Source organism: Campylobacter anatolicus, from assembly GCF_018145655.1.
Classification (GTDB): Bacteria; Campylobacterota; Campylobacteria; order Campylobacterales; family Campylobacteraceae; genus Campylobacter_A; species Campylobacter_A anatolicus.
In genome coordinates this window covers 147,316-166,603 of record NZ_JAGSSY010000002.1, presented here as the reverse complement: position 1 = coordinate 166,603, position 19,288 = coordinate 147,316, and the positions used below count along the sequence as shown (strand labels likewise).

Here is a 19,288-nt window from a genome sequence, read left to right as displayed (position 1 = left end):
CATTTTGTGAAACATATGCCATTATCTTTACACACTCTTTATTTTCACTTCAAGGATATTTTAATATTTACAAAATTTAGTCTTAAGGATATCCCACAATGCCAGATGGCTATATCAAAAATGTATCATTGATGTTATATCTATATAGCTGAGTGTATTTTGCAACATACAAATTACAGTAAAAATGTTGAATTTACCGTATCTAAATCTGAAAAAGCAAATACGCTAAAGAAAGCGTCGAATCAATATTTTTAATTCACTATAAAAAATTGAGTATGATAAATATTTTTCTTAGCCCATTAATCTTTTAAGATACAGTGGCACCAGAGATCTTACAAGATACTAAACAAACCAATGCCACTCAATTTCATCACATTTTTTAGCTTATAAATTCCAAGAAATTAATGGTTACATATAAATTTAATTGCACTTATCTCTAATCAATATTTTAGTATGGCATACCCAAATAATATATAGATAAAGACTTTCAATACATTTGTTTGCTAACCAAAACAAATGATACTTTAGAAGAGCTAGGAACTCAAACATATGATTTTAAAAACCACAAATCTGTTTTAAATACTAGACTAAAATAACCGCTCTCAAAGAGGTTTATGATCTTAACTTTGTATTTTTACCAGAAAAATGAATGATAAATAATGTAATAAATCACAAAAAATTTAGAACAAAAAATACAGCGTTTAATGCATATCGCAGATACTAATCAAAATATAAATGTAGAATTTAGATACAGCTACAAAGACAATCTATGTCATAAGTAACCAAACGGTAGTGTAACTTAAGGGCATTTAATAGCCCTTAAATTTAAACTATTTCAAAAAGCTTTGCAGACTTCTAACTTCTAAGGCTTCTCCATCTTGGACTGATCTAAGCGACTTAGCTGCTGCTAGTGCTGCACGCATAGTAGTGAAATATGGTATCTTAAATCTTAGCACACTTTGACGAATTTTCTTACCATCATCAGCGTTTGACTTACTATCGCTTGTATTAATAACTAGCGTTATATCGCCATTTTTAAGCCTATCTTCTATGTTTGGACGGCCTTCGCTTATCTTATATACAAACTCTGCATTTATACCATTTTCTTTTAAAATTTTATGCGTTCCACCGGTTGCGATGATGTTAAAGCCTAAATTTATAAGTTCATTTGCAAGGCGTGGAGCATAGTGCTTGTCCGCGTCAGTTAGCGTTAAAAATACGTTACCCCCACTTGGCAGACAGTTATTTGCTGCGATCTGGCTCTTAGCAAATGAACTAGCAAAATCAGAGCTAATACCCATAACTTCGCCTGTGCTTTTCATCTCAGGCCCAAGGATAAGGTCAGCACCACTTAGCTTATTAAAAGGAAAAACCGCCTCTTTTACGCAAGTATGTCCTTTAATACGTGGTAGCAGTATACCGCTCTCTTCGCTCACAACGCCGTATGCGTCATAAAATTTCAAAGCCTCACGTAGATTACCCTGCCACATAACACGAGTTGCGACCTTTGCCATAGGTATGCCCGTAGCTTTGCTGACAAAAGGCACAGTGCGACTTGCACGAGGATTGACCTCTATCATATAAAGCTCATTTTCATATATCGCAAACTGAATATTCATAAGCCCTACGACGCCTAAATTTAAGGCTATATCACGAGTTTGTGTTCGCACCTTTGCTATCATCTCATCACTTAAACTCATCGGTGGCAAGATACAAGCACTATCGCCTGAGTGAATGCCTGCCTCTTCTATGTGCTCCATTATCGCACCAATATAAACATCCTTACCGTCACATATCGCATCTACATCAAGCTCAGTCGCATCTTGTAAAAATTTATCTAAAAGCACTGGTGAGTGGTTGCTAACATTAACCGCTTCACTCATATATTCTTTTAATTCTGCTTCGCTATGTACTCTTCTCATCGCTCTACCACCTAGCACGTAGCTAGGTCTTACTAATACTGGATAGCCGATGATCGCGGCCTTTTCTATCGCCTCTTTTTCACTCGTGGCAGTATCGTTGCGTGGCTGAAGAACGCCAATGCCATTTATAAACTCGCTAAATTTCTTTCTATCCTCTGCTATATCTATCACGCGTGCAGTAGTTCCTATTATCTTAGCCCCTGCTATACTTAGTCGTTTAGCAAATTTAAGTGGGGTTTGTCCGCCAAAATGCACAATTACACCGTCTGGACTCTCTCTCTCAATGACCGCTCTAACGTGCTCAAAATCTATAGGTTCAAAGTAGAGTATATCACTTGTGTCATAATCAGTTGAAACAGTCTCTGGGTTGCAGTTATACATTATTGTTTTTATGCCAAGATCACGCAGTGCATAGCTAGCATGGACGCAACAATAATCAAACTCAATGCCCTGTCCTATGCGGTTTGGACCGCCGCCGATAATCATCACTTTTTTGGCTTTTTCTATGCTATTTTGCTGTGGCAACTTTGTAATATTTGTCGTTGAATAAAGATATGGTGTAAGTGCCTTAAACTCACCAGCACACGTATCAACTTCGTTGTATTCAAGATCAATACCAAGCTTTTTACGTGCGAAATATATATCATTTTGACTAAGTTCAAGATTGTCTTTTAAATTTATAAGGTGAGCTATCATCTTATCCGAAAAGCCCATAGTTTTGGCACGGCGAAGCAGATTTTCATCGGTTAGTATATCCATATCAATCTTATCTTCAAATTTAACAATTTCATAAATTTCATTTAAAAACCATGGATCTATCTTACTAAACTCAAATATCTCATCTATGCTAAACCCTGCTCTAAACGCATCAGCCACCATCAAAATACGCTGTTCGTTTGCATTACGAAGTCCATAAATAAGCTCATTTTTGCTTAAATTTAAAGTATTAAAACCACTTAGATCACGTTCTAAGCTACAAAGTGCCTTTTGTATACTCTCTTTAAATGTTCTACCTATCGCCATAACCTCGCCAACTGACTTCATAGCCGTACCTAGGTATGGGTTAGAACCCGGAAATTTCTCAAATGTAAAACGTGGGATTTTAGTAACAATATAATCAATCACCGGTTCAAAACTAGCTGGTGTACCAGTGATATCATTTTTGATCTCATCTAGGCTAAATCCAACAGCTAAAAGTGTCGCAACCTTTGCTATAGGATAACCAGTCGCCTTTGAAGCCAGAGCTGATGAGCGTGAAACGCGTGGATTCATCTCTATAACTATCATACGCCCTGTTTTTGGATTGATCGCAAACTGCACGTTTGAGCCACCCGTATCAACGCCTATCTCACGAAGTATCGCAAAACTCGCATCACGCATCGCCTGATACTCTTTGTCGGTTAGTGTTAGGGCTGGAGCTACTGTTATACTATCTCCGGTATGAACGCCCATTGGGTCAAAGTTCTCAATGGAGCAGACAATGATACAGTTATCATTACGGTCACGGATAACCTCCATCTCATACTCCTTCCATCCAAGCAAACTCTCCTCAACTAAAATTTCGTGTATCGGACTAGCATCAAGTCCAAGCTGAGCAAGCTCTCTAAACTCATCAATGTTATACGCCACGCCACTTCCAGCACCACCAAGCGTAAATGAAGCTCGTATAATGATAGGAAAACCAATGTCACTTGCAGCATTTAATGCCTCTTCAAAGGTGTGTGCATAGTGGCTTTTAGGAAGATCCATACCGATCTTTTTCATCACCTCTTTAAAAATTTGTCTATCCTCGCCCTTTTTGATCGCCTCTGGTCTAGCTCCAAGAAATTTAACATCACCCAAAAGATCGCTCTCGTAAAGCTCCATAGCTACGTTTAGTGCGACCTGTCCGCCCATAGTAGGAAGTATCGCGTCCACGCTCTCTTTGTCTATTATACGTTTTATACTCTCTTTTGTGATAGGCTCAATATATGTCGCATCGGCAAAATCCGGGTCTGTCATAATAGTCGCTGGGTTTGAGTTTATTAAAACCACTCTATACCCAAGCTCTTTTAGCGTTTTAGCAGCTTGTGTCCCTGAGTAGTCAAACTCACACGCCTGACCTATCACGATAGGGCCCGAGCCTATCAGTAAAATCGTCTTAATATCATCTCTTTTTGGCATTATCTTTCCTTTGTAACAACATATAAATAACTTGGTATATTCACACGAACATAAGGCTCTACAAGAACACTCTTGTATAAGCTTTCATCATAAATTTCTATAACCTTTCCCACTGGCACACCACTAAAAAATATATTATCCAATCCACTAGTAAAAACCTCATCACCAATCTTTGGTTCAAGCCATTGTGGAACAAATTTGATTAAAATTCCATTTTGATTGCCGTGTGCTACACCTGGTATCTGCTGAGCTCCGATATAAACAGCAAATATGCTTTTAGGATCAGTTTGCAAATATGCCAACGGCTCTCCATCTTTGTCAATAACTATACCAGCACTCTTTCCCTGATACATAAGTCCATAAATTTTAGAGGTATTATAATCATCAAATTTGCTTATCCAAATTTTATCATAATCCCCGATACTTGCGTAGCTAAGCCCTCTTACTAGCTGAACTGACGGAGCGTAAGCAGTCGAGTTTCTATCTTTTAGAATTTGATTTAGTTCATTTGCGAATGTATTAAGCAACATAGCTGAAATTTCTAATTCAGCATTTTGCTCTCTTAAACTTCGTATCTCGCTGACTTGTCTAAAATACTCATTTATGCTATTTTTTACATTTTCAGCGACACTACCATATAAATTTACAAAGTAATTACTAAATCTCACAGATAAGTTACCAAGTAATTCACCTTTATAGATCGAAGCAGTAACTAAAACCGCTATAAGCAAAAAAAATAATGCCTTAGTCTTCATTGCTTAGTTGTTGAAGCAGACCTATCTCCTCTAATGCCTTACCTGTTCCACGTGCAACCGCCAAAAGTGGTTCATCAGCAACAAATACAGGTAACTTCACAATATCTGATAAAAATTTATCAAGCCCACGTATAAGTGCCCCTCCACCAGTTAGAACAATACCGCTTTCAACGATATCTCCGGCTAGATCAGGCGGCATCATCTCAAGCACAGTTTTAAGTGCATCAGCTATCTCTTTTAATGGCTCTCTCATAGCCTCTCTGACATCTTCACTTGTCAGCTCTATACGGCTTAAAAGTCCGCTAACTTGATCACGTCCTTTTACAACTATAGCGAGTTCTTTTTCTAGTTGTACGGCTGAACCTACGCTTATTTTTATCTCTTCACCGGTTCTTTCACCGATTAAAAGGTTGTATTTTTCTTTTATGTAATTAACTATACTACTATCTATCTTATCTCCTGCTGTGCGTATAGACTTGCTTATAACAAGCCCACCAAGTGAGACAACACCTATCTCTGTCGTACCGCCACCGATATCAACCACAAGGCTACCCTGAGGCTCACGCACCGGCAAATTTGCACCTATCGCAGCTGCCATAGGCTCTTCTATCAAAAAAACCTCTCTAGCACCAGCACTTAAAGCACTCTCACGCACCGCCTTACGCTCAACCTGTGTAAGTCCATATGGTACAGAGATGATTATACGTGGACGCAAAAAACTCTTTCTTCGGTGTGTTTTTTCTATAAAATATCTTATCATTTTCTCAGTCATATCAAAATCAGCTATAACACCATCTCTCATCGGTCGTATCGCTTCTATATCACCCGGAGTTTTACCCACCATATCCTTAGCGGTGTGTCCCACAGCTAAAATTTTTTGCTTTCCATATTTTTCACGCTGTATCGCTACAACCGATGGTTCGTTTATAATTATACCCTTATCTTTTACTAGCACAAGCGTGTTTGCCGTGCCTAAATCTATACCCATATCGCTTGAGAAAAATCCTATAAGCTGGTCTAAAAACATCTTTTTCCTTTATGCACTCTTTTTATTGTGTTTGACAAATATCGGCTTTGTCCCATCTTTGACAACCTCTTTTGAGATGACGACATCGTAGTCTTTATACTCAGGTAACTCATACATTATATCTGTCATTATCTCCTCCATTATGCTCCTAAGCCCTCTAGCTCCGGTCTTTCGCTCTATCGCAAGAGCTGCTACCTCTTTTAATGCATCATCATCAAATTTAAGCGTTACTCCATCAATAGCAAATAGCTTTTGATATTGCTTAAGTATCGCATTTTTTGGCTCAGTTAAAATTTTAACCATATCTTCTTGCGTTATCTCATTTAGCGTTGCTACTACGTGAAGTCGTCCGATAAGCTCTGGGATCAGTCCAAAATGTACCAGATCATCCGGCTCTAACAAATTTAATAGATCTTCACGTTCTGATTTATTACGCTTTTCTTGATTAAATCCAAGTATATTCTTGCCAACACGCCTTTCTATAATATCTATAAGCCCATCAAATGCACCACCACAAACAAATAAAATATTAGTCGTATCTATCTGTATGAAGTCCTGATTTGGGTGCTTCCTACCGCCTTTTGGTGGGATATTTACTACACTTCCTTCTATGATTTTAAGCAAGGCTTGTTGCACTCCTTCACCTGAGACATCACGAGTTATACTGCGATTTTCGCTCATTCTAGCTATCTTGTCTATCTCATCAACAAAGACAATGCCCTGCTCAGCTCGTTTTACATCGCCATTTGCAGCTTGAAGCAAACGTGTTAGGATATTTTCTACATCCTCGCCGACATATCCAGCCTCTGTTAGGCTAGTTGCGTCGCATATTGCGATAGGCACATCAAGAAATTTAGCCAAAGTTTGAGCCATAAGCGTCTTACCGCTACCCGTTGGACCAACTAACAAGATATTTGATTTTGATAGCTCGGTCTCATCTTCAATGTGATCTTGTTTAAAAATTCTTTTATAATGGTTATAAACGCCAACGCTAAAAACCTTTTTTGCCCTATCTTGTCCTACGACATAGCTATCTAAAACTGACTTTAACTCTTTTGGCGTTAGATTGTTGTATTCTATTTTTTCACTATCATTTACCGTTTCTTCAATGCTTGTATCACCATATATCATATTATAGGCTGCTTTTATGCAGTGTTCACAGATAAATGCATTTCCAGCGATATCAGTCAGCAAACGCCTATTATTTGATTCTGACTCACCGCAAAAATTACACTTTCTTGCCATTAGTCTCTCCCTTTTGCAAGCGGGATTCCCCTTGAAGTATTGATTATAAAATTACACATTTTTTTCACGTTTTCATCTTTTGTTTTATTTAGTAACTCGGTAGCTTGATCTTTTAAGCTTATGCCCTGATTAAACAAAAATCTATAAGCTTTTACTAGCTCTTCAACTTGATCTTTATCAAATCTGCGACGAATTCCTACTAAATTTAAGCTTCTTATATATGCCCTATTGCCCTCTGCAAGACAAAATGGCACGACATCTTGGCTAAGTGCAGACGCACCTGCTATCATACAACTCTCACCGACTTTGACAAACTGATGTATCGGCGTGAGACCACCAACAACGGCAAAATCTCCAAGCTCAACATGCCCGGCAAGTGTAGCGTTATTTGCTAAGATTACGTTATCACCGATTAAACAATCGTGTGCAATGTGACAATAAGCCATTATAAAGGCGTTATCTCCGATACGTGTGATACCATCTCCTTTGTGTGTACCTGAATTTATCGTACAAAACTCGCGAATAGTCGCATTTTTACCGATTATAACACCTGTGTTTTCTTCGCCTTTATAGCTTATATCTTGCGGTATGTCGCCTACGATAGCGTAGCTAAACACACGTGAATTATCACCTATTTGAGTGTTACCGATGACTCTAGCACCTTGCTTTATTATTACATTATCACCTAAAATCGCACCACTGCTCACATAGGCATTAGCTTCTACAACTACATTCTCACCTATCTTTGCACCATCTTCTACAACAGCTGTTTGATGTATATTTTTCATAATTTTTCTCTATAAATTTATTTATCAACTATCATAGCTTTAAGCTCAGCCTCAGCACAAAGCACACCCTCTATATAAGCCTTACCATCAAGCACCCAGATATTTCCTTTATGCTTTAAAACTTCAAGGCGATACTCTAAGCGATCACCAGGACGAACTGGATGGCGGAATTTTGCTCTATCAATACTCATAAAATACACGACTTTATTATCCGCAGCATCAGCCTGTCCTTCGTCGGTCATACTATTAAACGCTAAAACTCCACCAGCCTGAGCCATACCCTCTATGATCATCACGCCAGGATATATCGGATGACTAGGGAAATGTCCCTGGAATATAGGCTCTCCTATCGTAACATTTTTATACGCCACTATATGTTTTGCTGGTTGAAGCTCTAAAACTCTGTCAATCAGCAAAAATGGAAATCTATGTGGCAAAATTTTTTGAATTTCAACAACGTCTATCACTATAAAACCTTTTAGATAAAAAATTTCTAGCAGATTTTAACAAATTTTTACTAAGAGCAAGTTTATTGTTAAAATTTTCATCATCCCCTAAGCAAATTTGAAATAAAATATAAACCCGATAAACGACGATCAGCCAAAGGTAAAATTTGCTTTTTAACTCTTATGAATTTATATTTTTATTTCTGCCTTTTGTATTTTTTATATATTTTTACTTAAATTATAAGCGTTTGCCCGTAGTTGCAAAGGTATTTTTGGTATTTTCAAGTCTATTTTTCTATGGCTATTGGAACGTAGCTTATCTGCCTATTTTGCTAATTAGTATCATTTTTAACTACTTTTTGAGTATATCATTTGATAAAGTGAAAAAATATAAAAAGCTACTTTTGATATTTGGCATAGTCTTTAACATATCTTTGCTTGGATACTTTAAATACTATGACTTTTTTATATCAAATTTCAATACAGTATTTAATACAAATATAAATTTATTGCACCTTACATTACCATTAGCCCTTTCATTTGTTACTTTTCAGCAAATAGCTTATTTAGTGGATAGTTATCACAAATACACTAAAGAGAAAAATTTCTTAAATTACACACTTTTTATCAGCTTTTTCCCTCAACTTATCGCTGGTCCTATAGTCCATCACAAGGAGATGATGTCGCAGTTTGCTAGTAAATTTAATATGGTTAAAAACTATAAAAATATAGCGGTTGGAATTTTTATATTTAGCATAGGGTTGTTTAAAAAAGTTATAATCGCTGATAATTTTGCCATTTGGGCTAGTGCTGGATTTGACACCGCTACATCTTTAAGCTTTTTTGAAGCATGGGCGACTAGTCTATCTTATACATTTCAGCTATATTTTGATTTTAGCGGATATTGTGATATGGCGACAGGCATAGCACTTATGTTTAATATAAAACTTCCTATAAATTTTAACTCTCCATACAAAGCCCTTAACATACAAGACTTTTGGCGTAGATGGCATATGACGCTATCAAGATTTTTAAGAGATTATATCTATATCCCACTCGGTGGCAATAAGGGGGGGGGCAGAACGCACTTACGCTAATTTATTAATAGTTTTTTTAATAGGTGGCTTATGGCACGGAGCTGGTTGGACGTTTGTATTTTGGGGATTTTTGCACGGTATAGCACTTATTGTCTATAGGATTTGGAACTCTTTAGGGTTTAAACTACATAAAATTTTAGCTTGGGTTATCACGTTTAACTTTGTTAATGTTACTTGGGTATTTTTTAGAGCCAAAGAGTGGGATGACGCGGTTAAGGTTATAAAAGGAATGATTGGAATTAACGGCGTAATCTTTCCACAAGTACTTGCTAAAAAATTATCATTTTTACAAGAGTTTGGTGTTCAATTTGGACCTTTGATAGTTGCACATAAAATAACTATAACATACATTCTTATTTCATTATTTGTTATTTGGTTTAAAAACTCACAATATTTGGCAATTAATATCAAATTTACAAACAAGCAACTTCTATTTTCGTGTTTATTGTTTTTAATTTCTGCTTTATCTATGAATAAAATTTCTGAGTTTTTATATTTTAATTTTTAGTGGAGAAGCATAATTATGTATGTTATAGCAAAAAAGTGGATAAATAAGTGGTTTTTGATATTTTGTGTTTTAATTGCTACTATAAGTTTTTTTAATGTCTATGCTGATTGTTTTGGTGTAATTAAAGAAAACAAAACAATAGAAAAAATTTCAAAAGATTTGATAAATGGTAAAATAATTTCAGGATTTGGTACATTTGAGCTTAATGATAGGCATTTAAGAAAATCAATCATCAACCATACGCAAACTCCTCCAGATATCATAGCTATCGGCTCATCTAGAATAGAATCGCTTAGTCAAGATATGTTAAAAACTGATTATAAATTTTATAACTATGGCTTATTTAGTGGTAGTTTAGAAGATCATTTGGCACTACTTAAAATTTACTATGATAAATTTAAAAGCTATCCAAAGCATATAATATTTGAAATAGATCCTTGGATTTTTAACAAAAATCATGAGATCAAAAAATACCTATCCTTATACAAAGAATACATTCAAATGCTTGATATTATAGGGGCAAAAAATGAAACAAAAACACATAATATATACAAAAGTTATTTAAAAATATTTTCAATTGATTATTTTATTACAAATTTAAAATTTATTAAACAAAAAACACACTTTCATATATCAAACACCACAGATATTGATGAATCATCAATAAGTCCAGATGGCTCATTAACTTATGTCCGTGACCTCAGAGAGCCAGATTATGAATTTGTAAAAAAGGTATCAATCATTTATGGTAATGGCAAAATAAATAATTTACAAAATTTCAATGAGCTAAATACTGATATTTTTGAAAAATTTATCAAATTTTTGATGAAAAATGGAACAAAATTTTATTTTTATCTAGCACCATATAATCCAATAAGCTACGATATTTTTATCAATAAACCAGAATACAAAATAGTAGATGAAGTAGAAAAGTATTTAATAAATTTTGCAAAAGAAAACGATATACCGTTAATAGGCTCATACAATCCACATAAATTTAGTTTCACAAATTCTGATTTTTATGATGGAATGCACCCACTAAAAAACGTTTATGAAACAATCTTTAAAAATTTAAAAATAGAGTAATCACTCCACCACTAAAATCTCGTGGCTATCATTATACAGCACGTTTTTGGCGTTTATTTCGTATCTGCCAACACAGATCTTATCAAGAATTATTATCGGATTTTGACTAAATTCACCACAAAGCTCACGTCGCAAATTTAGCTCACTCTCAACGCTTGGCGGATTTTTACAAAGCTCATAGATACTTTTAAATTTCTGGCTCTCACTGCCATTTACTCGCCTTAAAATTTCGTTAAAACTAGCCAAATTTATAAGCACTACTCCATCTTTTAACTCATCACATATAACGCTTGGCTCATTTACACTCAACTTCACATTTTGACGCTTAAAATTTGAGTAAAGCACAAAGTAGCTTGGTATTACTTTGTCATTAAATTTCACTCGTCCATAAAGTAAGCGATAGTTCAAAAAGTATTTTCTTGAAAGGTGAAATTTCACACCTTGTATCTCACATTCTCGCACATTTTTATAAAGTTTAAGTCGCTCTTGCACACTACCTGGCAACACTCTCCCATTTACATCGCTAAAGAGATCATAAAGTGGCAAGTTTTGAGCTTCTCGTTGCTTTAAAAGTCCATAAATGCAACCACAATAATTCTGATGATAGAGCTTGTCTTTTTTAGCAAGTTCAAACTGAGCGTTCGTGCCACCATTTATACGGTAATCAACCGCAACTGCTTTTAAATTTGTTCCCTTTATCGTGTTATCAAGTGCATTTTTAAGCTGAGCGAAATCTTTTTTAGGACTCATTAAAAGTGTAGTTGTGATACTAGTTTCGTCTAAACTCTTAGCCATTTTAGCCGAGTTCCCCATACGAAACTCAAAGCAATATACACATCTTTTGCCCTTTTCAGGCTCATTTTCAAGTCCTTTTGTGCCATCAAGCCACGCTTCATAATCATAATCACCACATATAAGCTCTACACCAAGACTCTCACAAGAACGTTTTACATCTTCATAACGTAGTACAAACTCAGCATATGGATGGATATTTGGGTCATAAAAATAACCAATAAGCCTTTCATCTGGAAAATCATCTAATAAACGACGTAAAAAGTAGTGACTATCAACTGAACAGCAGATATGAACTAACAAATAATTAACCTTTTTTTAGTTAAAATTATATCAAATTTCCAAACTAAAATATAAACAAAACCATTAGAGTGTCTTTGGCTCTAAATTACAGGCTTTTAATGAGTATGATATTTTTCATATTGATTAAAATGTCTAATGTTTGGTGCATTTTGACACAAAATCACAAAAAGATAGTGAAATATATGAAATTATTTAAAAAATATCATTTTAAAAGGCTAAATTTAAATGAATAAAAATAAAAAACTCGCTCTAATAATCTCATCAGTTTTCATCTCGCTCACACTTATTTATACACTTTTTGGCTTTTTTGGTGTACCTTATATCCTTAAAAATGTTGTGCCAGATAAATTAAAAGATATAAATGTAAGCCTTAGCATTGCAGATGTGAAATTTAACCCTTTTAAATTCGAGCTAAACATAACAAAATCTGAACTAAATACAACTACTCCGCTATTTGCCAGCGATCAGCTCGATGTTAAACTAAAACCATTTTCGATATTTAAAAAACTAATTAATATCGATATTTTACGTATAAATGAGCCACGCATAAATATAAGTCGCGATGAAAATGCTACGTTAAATTTAGCTCCATTTTTAAGCCAAAGCGAGACAAATGCAACTGATAAACCAAGCTCTATAAATTTTGCACTAAACCACACTAAAATAATAAACGGAACATTTGCTTACACAGACAAGAGTCTTAAAAAGCCATTTCACGTCAATTTTAGTAATATAAATTATGAAATTTCAGACATAAACACTAAGCTAAATAGCGTAGGCAAACACAACTTTAACTCAAACTCAAGTTTAGCAAACAAGATTGATTGGCAGGGTGGAGTGGATCTCTTACCACTACGAATTTATGGTATTTTAAACATAAATGACTTTAACATTAACCCAGTTGCGATAAGCTTTATCGATGATGTAAATTTACAGATAAAAAATAGCATAATCAACACAAAAATCAACTACAAACTAACATTTGATGATAATCAAACTAGCATTACGTTAAAAGATAGCTTTTTAAATTTAAAAGATTTTGATATGAGCGAAGGAAATACAAGCATAAAGTTAAACGAGCTTAATATGCCAGATATCAAATTTGATGTAAATATAAGTGAAAATAAAAACATAAATCTCGCACTTAGTAGCATAAATATTAAATCACCAAATATAAAAAGCGTAGCAGATATAAGCTTAGACGAGATAAAATTTAACGATATAAACTTAAATGCAAATATCGATAAAAATAGCTCTATCGTGTTAAATGCAGGGCTAAATTCACTCGATATAAATCAAACTTCTCTGAGCCAAAATGGAATAAATTTAGCAAACATTAAAGATATAAATGTAAGCGAACTTAATCTAAATTTAATAGATCAAAAAATAGCACTAAATTTAAATAATATAAGTCTTGCTAATTTGAGTACAAACATCGGTAAAAACGGTAAAACAGCAATACAAAGCGTATCAATAGCTAGACCACATCTTGATATAGATAAAAATATCAGCAAATTTAATATAAAAGCTATAAATATCGAAAATATCGGTGCTACTGCGAATAAAAATAAATTTGCCAATATCAAAGATATGCAAATAAAAAATATCACTTTTGACCTACTTAAAACTGCTCTAAATATAGAAAATATCGATATAAATGCACCAAAATTTAGCTCAAATCTAAATAATAATGGACTTAATGCGATAAACGAGCTTGGATTAAGTAATAGTAAAAATGCAAAAGAGAAAAGTAAAAAATCAAGCAATACAAAAATCAATCAAAACAGCACAAATGATTTTAAATTTAACATACAAAATATCGCTGTAAACAACGCTGATATCGAGCTTATGCATATATTTGAAAAGCAAAAAATACTACACAAACTAGATCATTTAAATTTAAAAATATCAAATTTAAGTTCTGACTTTAACAAGGCGATAGATGCAAATTTAGATATGAAAACCTCACAAAAGCTAAACTTAAATACAGACGCTAAAATAAAATTAAACCCGCTAAATATCGAAGCAAATGTAAAGCTTAGTAGCACAAATTTACCACACTATTTTAGCTATGCCAAAAATTATTTAGATGCTGAACTTACCAATGGCAATTTAAGTATCAATACAAAGATAAAATATACTAAGGATATGACTGCCGATGGTAGTACAAAGCTCGAAGATATCGAATTAAGAGATGCAAAAAAACATAAAATTTTCACACTTAAAAGCCTTGATATAGCTAAGATGAATTTTGCTAAAAATACTATATCTCTTGATAATGTAACACTAAAATCACCATTTATAAAAGCTCATCTAGACGAAGAGAGAAACTTCAATCTTTCATCTCTCGTAAAAAGCGATGAAAACACGCAATCAACACATTCAAAAACGATGCAAAAAAATAGTAAAGAACAAAATGAGTTTAAATTTAGTATGAAAAATTTCGCGATAGAAAATGCTACACTTGACTTCTCTGACGCATCGCTTTTTATGCCATTTGCCACAACCATCACAAAGCTAAGCGGAAAGCTCTCTGATATCGATGAAAAGCATATCACAAACGGTACTTTTAAAGGTATCGTGGGTAAAGATGGCTTCGCTCAGATCACTGCAAAACTAATGCCATATGAGCCAAAGAAAAATACAAATATAAAGCTTGACTTCAAAAATATAGATCTAGTCGATGTAACACCGTATAGTGGGCAGTTTGCTGGATATAAGATAGCAAAGGGGAAGCTAAATTTAAACCTATTATATGAAGTAATAAACTCCAAACTAAATGGTAAAAATTTTATAAATTTTGATACTCTGACGCTAGGTGAAAAGGTTGATAGCAAAGACGCGGTAAACCTACCGCTGTCACTTGCGATATCTATATTAAGCGATCAGGATAATCAAATAAATATAGATCTGCCAGTTGAGGGTGATCTAAACGACCCTGACTTTAAATATGGTGGCGTTATATGGGCAGCTATAAAAAAGCTATTTGCCGATATAACATTGGCTCCATTTAGGCTGATTGGATCAGCACTTGGCATAGATAGCTCAAAGCTAGATAGTATCGACTTTTTGGCTAATAGTAGTGAGCTTATAAGCTCAGAAAGTGCGAAGATAGCAGACTTTATCAAGCTCACGACAGCAAAGCCAAATATGAAACTCACCATCACGCCAACATATGCAAACATCGATGAGATAGAGATGAAAAACAAAAAACTTGATGAAAAAATCAATGCAGACATGGGAAAAACTGGAAAAGATTATATAAACTCACTAAAATCGCTCGTTCCAAATGAAAAAAACGAAGATGAAGAAGTTTTAAGAGAAGTGGCATTAAGAGATATTTTGCTAAGCCAAGATAATCTTATAGCTCTAGCAAATGATAGAGCAAAAGTCGTTGTAGATGCACTCATAAAGGCTGGGTTGACAGATGATCGTATAACAGTTAAAGAGCCAAAAAATGTGGAAGCAAAGCAAGATACCTACGTTGGAATTTTAATGGGTGTTGGCAACTAAGCCCAACACCCATTAAACACGCTAAACTCACTGCTTATAAGGCACTTGTTTTCTTACGCTATCATAATCTATTCCGTTAAACATACGCTTTCTATTTGAGTTAAACTCATCTCTTAAAACACTTCTTTGCGGATCAAACTCAAGTGGCTCCACGCCGACTATATCAGCTAATAGATGAATAATATCATCTGTCATAAATGGTTTATCTTTTGCTCTTTGTAGTAATTCCCAAATGTCTGCATGGTTTTGTTTAAATTTATCACTAGCGATAAAAACCAGCGGTATCTCAAGAGTAAAACGATTGATGACGCCGTGTCCGATAATATTACCCTTTTTAAATAACGTTTCGCCATGGTCTGAAAAATAGATAATCAAACTCTCATCATCTTTAAAAATTTTATAAATTTCATTAATAATATAATCGTTATAAAAAACGCTATTAACATACTTTGCACTGATTTGTTTTTGGCGTTGACTAAGCGATGAAACGTCTATATCTTCGGCCTTAAATTTATCAAATTCTTTTGGATATCTTCTATCGTATTTCTCATGACTTCCCATTAAATGTATCGCATAAAAACTTTTATTTTGTGATGATTTCTTTATACTGGCTATATGTGACAAAATATTCTCATCAAATTTATTTTTAGGATCATAGAAGCTACCATAATCAACATAAAATACATTATCACAACGCTTTGAAGTACTATATGAGGCACTAGCATAAGCTCCACTCATCTCTTGGTTGCTTATCCAAGATGTCTCATAGCCTATTATATTAAACATATCAACCATATTTAGACTTTGATACCATGGTATTTGACGCTCATAACTACTAAAATTTAATACTCTTTGTAGGCTTGGATTAGTCGCAGTAGCTGGTGCGACAGTGTCACTAAAGGCTATTAAATTTTTACTATTTATCAAATTATACATATTTGGCGTATTATTTAGTTTATAGCCATAAATTTGCATAAAGTCCCTATTTAAGCTCTCTCCTATTACAAAAACTATATTTTTTATATCTCGTTTGGCCGTTATTTGCGAATTTTGGCTTTTTGATAAGTCATAATTTTTTATTATCTCATTAATCGTTGATACATAACTATCACCAAAAAAGTACTCACTTGCAACTAGATAGAACTCAATAAGCGTATTTTTGGATACTTTGGTTTTAAAATCTTCGTTTGATATGTATTTTTTGGCTATATCTACGACTAGCCATAGCGTAGCACATATATAGATGCTTGCTAATATAATGCCTTTATTTTTACTATCTCTTTCTGCCCCCCCCCCCACATTAAAATTTAAAATTGTATACGAGATAATAACTAAAAAAACTAAAAATAGGCAGAATTTAAAATCAAAATACACCTGAATAAATTCATAAATTTCAGACTTGGTTGTATTTATTAGTGCGTCTATAATAACGCTATTAATGGTCGTATAGAAGTTTTTTAACAAAAATATATCAACCAAACATAGCAAAAATATCAACACAAAATAGACATAAGCCACAAATTTAAATTTTACACCAAATATTAAAAACAAAATATGAAATATCAAGATATTTAAAACTAAAATAACTGTAAAATTCCTAAAAATAATAAGATATATACGTTCATAAAAATATAATCCATTAAAGACATCAACTATCAACATCAAAAGCGTTGTCAATATAAATAAATTTAATAGTGGCTTTTGTCTCATTGCTTCAAAAAAACTATTTAACGAAGCTATCATTTCACAAGCTCTCCTAAAACTTTAGCAGCGTGATCTTTTGCCTTAACGTTTTTATATACCTTTAAAATTTTTCCATCTTTGCCGATAACAAAAGTTGTTCGCACGATGCCAAGATACTCTTTACCATAGTTTTTACGCACCTGCCACACGCCATAAAGCTTTGCTACTTCACGCTCAGGATCGCTTAATAAGATATGTTTTAAACCCTGTTTATTCATAAATCCGAAGTGGCTTTTGACACTATCAGGGCTAACACCTACAATGACGCTATCAGAAGCGATAAACTCATTATAAAGTGTGCTAAACTCACAAGCCTCGGTCGTACAGCCTGGTGTATTATCCTTTGGATAAAAGTAAAGCACGACATTTTTACCTACAAAGTCCTTTAACGACATTTTTACGCCATCTTGATTTTCTAGCTCAAAACTAGGTGCTACATCTCCTGCTACAAGCGTTACTTTACGCTCTATATCCTCTTTGCTAAACTCGCTCATTTCTTACTCCTTAACTCTTCTAAACTTACTCCGTTTTTGCCCACACTCTCAGTCTCAAGTGTCTCTATCATCACTAAAACCGATGTTGGGTCTTTGCCTAAAACTCGCACCAAAGTATCGGTTACTTCAGCAATTATCTGCCCTTTTTGCTCCTTTGTTGGCTCAGGAGCTGCTATTTTTATATTTACAAATGGCATATACTACCTCCTTTAAATTTTAACAATTATAACAAATTTCATCATACTTTAATCTCAAATTATATAAGATTTGAAAATAAATTTGCATTACAAATATTAGGGATTTTACGATGAAAATACCATTTTTTACTAAAACTTTTAAGGCTTTACTTATAAGCACATTGATATCTACAAGTGCGTTTTCATTTACCCAAGGTGTTGATTATGATATTTTGCCGACACGCATAGACGTACCAACGCCATCTTTAACAAAAGTTTTTAACTACTCTTGCGTGTATTGTTACCGCTTTGACAAGAGTGTTACGCAAAAACTTATGAGTAAGCTTGAAGGGGTAAAATTTATCCCTATGCATCTTGATAGCAAGGGTAAATTTGGTGAAACGACGAGTAAAATTTTAGCCTCTATGTTAGCTTTAGATGAAAAAAATGGCATTGATGTTTTTAACGATAAATCAAAATTTAAACAAGCAAAATTTACAATCTATAAATCAACTCACGACAAGAAAGAGGAGTTAAGCAAAGATGTATTTATCGCGATGGCTCTAAAAGGTGCAAAAATCAGTCAAAGCGAGTATGAAGACGCTCTAAATTTACCACGTACGCAACAAATTTTAAGCGAATGGGCAAATGCTTACGATATCGCAAAAATTCAAGGCATTCCGGCATTTGTCGTAAATGGAAAATATATAATCAATATCAATACGCCACAACTATCGATCGATAGCATGGCTGAGCTTGTAAAATTTCTTTTGGAGAGATAAAATGGACTACAATCGCGAAAATAAGGGCTTTGTATGCTTTATGTATAATACAACTAGCAAAAGAGCGATATATTTTTTAATCGCTTGTCTTTTTGGTGGGTTGGCATTTGGATTTTATGGGCTTAAAAGTGAAGCTAATGAGTTTACCGTTGCATCAAATGCGTTATTTGCGATGAGTATTTCAATACTAATCACTCTAATAAATCCAAAAATTTTCATCCTTAAGCTTATTGGCTTTATCGGTGCTCTTATAAGCATTGCCATTGCTTTGCATAATATAAATTTACTAAGCAAACTTAGCGAAAAGGTAGTGATATTTAATGCATATTTTTACCTCTTAGTTATTTGTGGCTTAGCCTTACTTGTAATGCTTCTAAGCTGGTTTGTCTATAATGCTAGAAGTAGCGAGATAAATGATATTTAATTCAAAAAAAATTTTATAAATTCT

14 protein-coding genes and 1 pseudogene are annotated in these 19,288 nt (G+C 34.0%); 5 read left to right on the top strand and 10 right to left on the bottom strand.

The genetic code is table 11. The features are described 5' to 3' along the window. Positions 1-830 precede the first annotated feature (830 nt). The 6 genes from carB to fabZ are packed head-to-tail and all read right to left on the bottom strand — an operon-like array spanning position 831 to position 8,367. Positions 831-4,085, bottom strand: a complete 3,255-nt coding sequence (gene carB / locus KDE13_RS03970) for a carbamoyl-phosphate synthase large subunit (protein WP_212140698.1) — start codon at positions 4,083-4,085, stop codon at positions 831-833. After that, positions 4,085-4,840 (bottom strand): rod shape-determining protein MreC, encoded by a 756-nt coding sequence (gene mreC / locus KDE13_RS03965; RefSeq protein ID WP_212140697.1) that lies wholly within the window; start codon positions 4,838-4,840, stop codon positions 4,085-4,087. Before mreC ends, carB begins: the two co-directional genes overlap by 1 nt. Continuing rightward, positions 4,830-5,867, bottom strand: coding sequence for a rod shape-determining protein (locus KDE13_RS03960; RefSeq protein WP_212140696.1), 1,038 nt, complete (start codon positions 5,865-5,867; stop codon positions 4,830-4,832). The genes mreC and KDE13_RS03960 overlap by 11 nt, the downstream gene beginning before the upstream one ends. 9 nt (positions 5,868-5,876) lie before the next feature. Continuing rightward, entirely contained in the window at positions 5,877-7,112 is a 1,236-nt protein-coding gene (gene clpX / locus KDE13_RS03955) for an ATP-dependent Clp protease ATP-binding subunit ClpX (protein WP_212142908.1), read from the bottom strand. Beyond that, on the bottom strand, positions 7,112-7,900 hold the full coding sequence (lpxA, locus tag KDE13_RS03950) for an acyl-ACP--UDP-N-acetylglucosamine O-acyltransferase (RefSeq protein ID WP_212140694.1): 789 nt from the start codon (positions 7,898-7,900) through the stop codon (positions 7,112-7,114). The genes clpX and lpxA overlap by 1 nt, the downstream gene beginning before the upstream one ends. Positions 7,901-7,917: 17 nt before the next feature. Beyond that, complete coding sequence (fabZ, locus tag KDE13_RS03945; RefSeq protein WP_212140693.1) at positions 7,918-8,367, bottom strand: 3-hydroxyacyl-ACP dehydratase FabZ; 450 nt, start codon at positions 8,365-8,367, stop codon at positions 7,918-7,920. Positions 8,368-8,513: 146 nt separating this feature from the next. Between fabZ and KDE13_RS03940 the strand changes: the two are divergent. After that, positions 8,514-9,951: pseudogene (locus tag KDE13_RS03940) on the top strand (MBOAT family O-acyltransferase). 15 nt (positions 9,952-9,966) lie between these two features. Next, positions 9,967-11,037 (top strand): hypothetical protein, encoded by a 1,071-nt coding sequence (locus KDE13_RS03935; RefSeq protein ID WP_212142907.1) that lies wholly within the window; start codon positions 9,967-9,969, stop codon positions 11,035-11,037. Here KDE13_RS03935 and KDE13_RS03930 read toward each other — a convergent pair whose 3' ends face one another. Beyond that, the gene (locus KDE13_RS03930) at positions 11,038-12,132 is read right to left on the bottom strand and encodes an epoxyqueuosine reductase QueH (RefSeq protein ID WP_212142906.1); all 1,095 of its coding nucleotides are present in this window, start codon (positions 12,130-12,132) and stop codon (positions 11,038-11,040) included. It abuts the gene before it with no gap. A gap of 225 nt (positions 12,133-12,357) precedes the next feature. Between KDE13_RS03930 and KDE13_RS03925 the strand changes: the two genes are divergently transcribed. Continuing rightward, positions 12,358-15,645: a DUF748 domain-containing protein gene (locus KDE13_RS03925; protein WP_212142905.1), complete on the top strand. Its 3,288-nt coding sequence runs from the start codon at positions 12,358-12,360 to the stop codon at positions 15,643-15,645. A 27-nt stretch (positions 15,646-15,672) separates the two neighbouring features. Here KDE13_RS03925 and KDE13_RS03920 read toward each other — a convergent pair whose 3' ends face one another. From KDE13_RS03920 to KDE13_RS03910, 3 genes are read right to left on the bottom strand one after another with little or no spacing between them, the layout of a single operon-like run. After that, positions 15,673-17,388: a phosphoethanolamine transferase gene (locus KDE13_RS03920; protein ID WP_212142904.1), complete on the bottom strand. Its 1,716-nt coding sequence runs from the start codon at positions 17,386-17,388 to the stop codon at positions 15,673-15,675. Then, on the bottom strand, positions 17,385-17,882 hold the full coding sequence (gene bcp, locus KDE13_RS03915) for a thioredoxin-dependent thiol peroxidase (protein ID WP_212140687.1): 498 nt from the start codon (positions 17,880-17,882) through the stop codon (positions 17,385-17,387). The genes KDE13_RS03920 and bcp overlap by 4 nt, the downstream gene beginning before the upstream one ends. Further along, a complete protein-coding gene (locus KDE13_RS03910; protein WP_212140686.1) occupies positions 17,879-18,079 on the bottom strand; it encodes a tautomerase family protein in 201 nt (66 codons plus the stop codon). The genes bcp and KDE13_RS03910 overlap by 4 nt, the downstream gene beginning before the upstream one ends. A gap of 110 nt (positions 18,080-18,189) precedes the next feature. Between KDE13_RS03910 and KDE13_RS03905 the strand changes: the two genes are divergently transcribed. Both KDE13_RS03905 and KDE13_RS03900 read left to right on the top strand, forming a co-directional pair. Then, positions 18,190-18,840, top strand: a complete 651-nt coding sequence (locus tag KDE13_RS03905; protein ID WP_212142903.1) for a thioredoxin domain-containing protein — start codon at positions 18,190-18,192, stop codon at positions 18,838-18,840. 1 nt (position 18,841) lies between these two features. Further along, positions 18,842-19,264, top strand: coding sequence for a hypothetical protein (locus KDE13_RS03900; protein WP_212141413.1), 423 nt, complete (start codon positions 18,842-18,844; stop codon positions 19,262-19,264). The last annotated feature ends 24 nt before the right edge of the window (positions 19,265-19,288 follow it).

Coding starts and splice junctions, on each gene's coding strand:
- carB (WP_212140698.1), bottom strand. CDS start 4,085: ATGCCAAAAAGAGATGATATTAAGACGATTTTACTGATAGGCTCGGGC.
- mreC (WP_212140697.1), bottom strand. CDS start 4,840: ATGAAGACTAAGGCATTATTTTTTTTGCTTATAGCGGTTTTAGTTACT.
- KDE13_RS03960 (WP_212140696.1), bottom strand. CDS start 5,867: ATGTTTTTAGACCAGCTTATAGGATTTTTCTCAAGCGATATGGGTATA.
- clpX (WP_212142908.1), bottom strand. CDS start 7,112: ATGGCAAGAAAGTGTAATTTTTGCGGTGAGTCAGAATCAAATAATAGG.
- lpxA (WP_212140694.1), bottom strand. CDS start 7,900: ATGAAAAATATACATCAAACAGCTGTTGTAGAAGATGGTGCAAAGATA.
- KDE13_RS03935 (WP_212142907.1), top strand. CDS start 9,967: ATGTATGTTATAGCAAAAAAGTGGATAAATAAGTGGTTTTTGATATTT.
- KDE13_RS03925 (WP_212142905.1), top strand. CDS start 12,358: ATGAATAAAAATAAAAAACTCGCTCTAATAATCTCATCAGTTTTCATC.
- KDE13_RS03920 (WP_212142904.1), bottom strand. CDS start 17,388: ATGATAGCTTCGTTAAATAGTTTTTTTGAAGCAATGAGACAAAAGCCA.
- bcp (WP_212140687.1), bottom strand. CDS start 17,882: ATGAGCGAGTTTAGCAAAGAGGATATAGAGCGTAAAGTAACGCTTGTA.
- KDE13_RS03910 (WP_212140686.1), bottom strand. CDS start 18,079: ATGCCATTTGTAAATATAAAAATAGCAGCTCCTGAGCCAACAAAGGAG.
- KDE13_RS03905 (WP_212142903.1), top strand. CDS start 18,190: ATGAAAATACCATTTTTTACTAAAACTTTTAAGGCTTTACTTATAAGC.
- KDE13_RS03900 (WP_212141413.1), top strand. CDS start 18,842: ATGGACTACAATCGCGAAAATAAGGGCTTTGTATGCTTTATGTATAAT.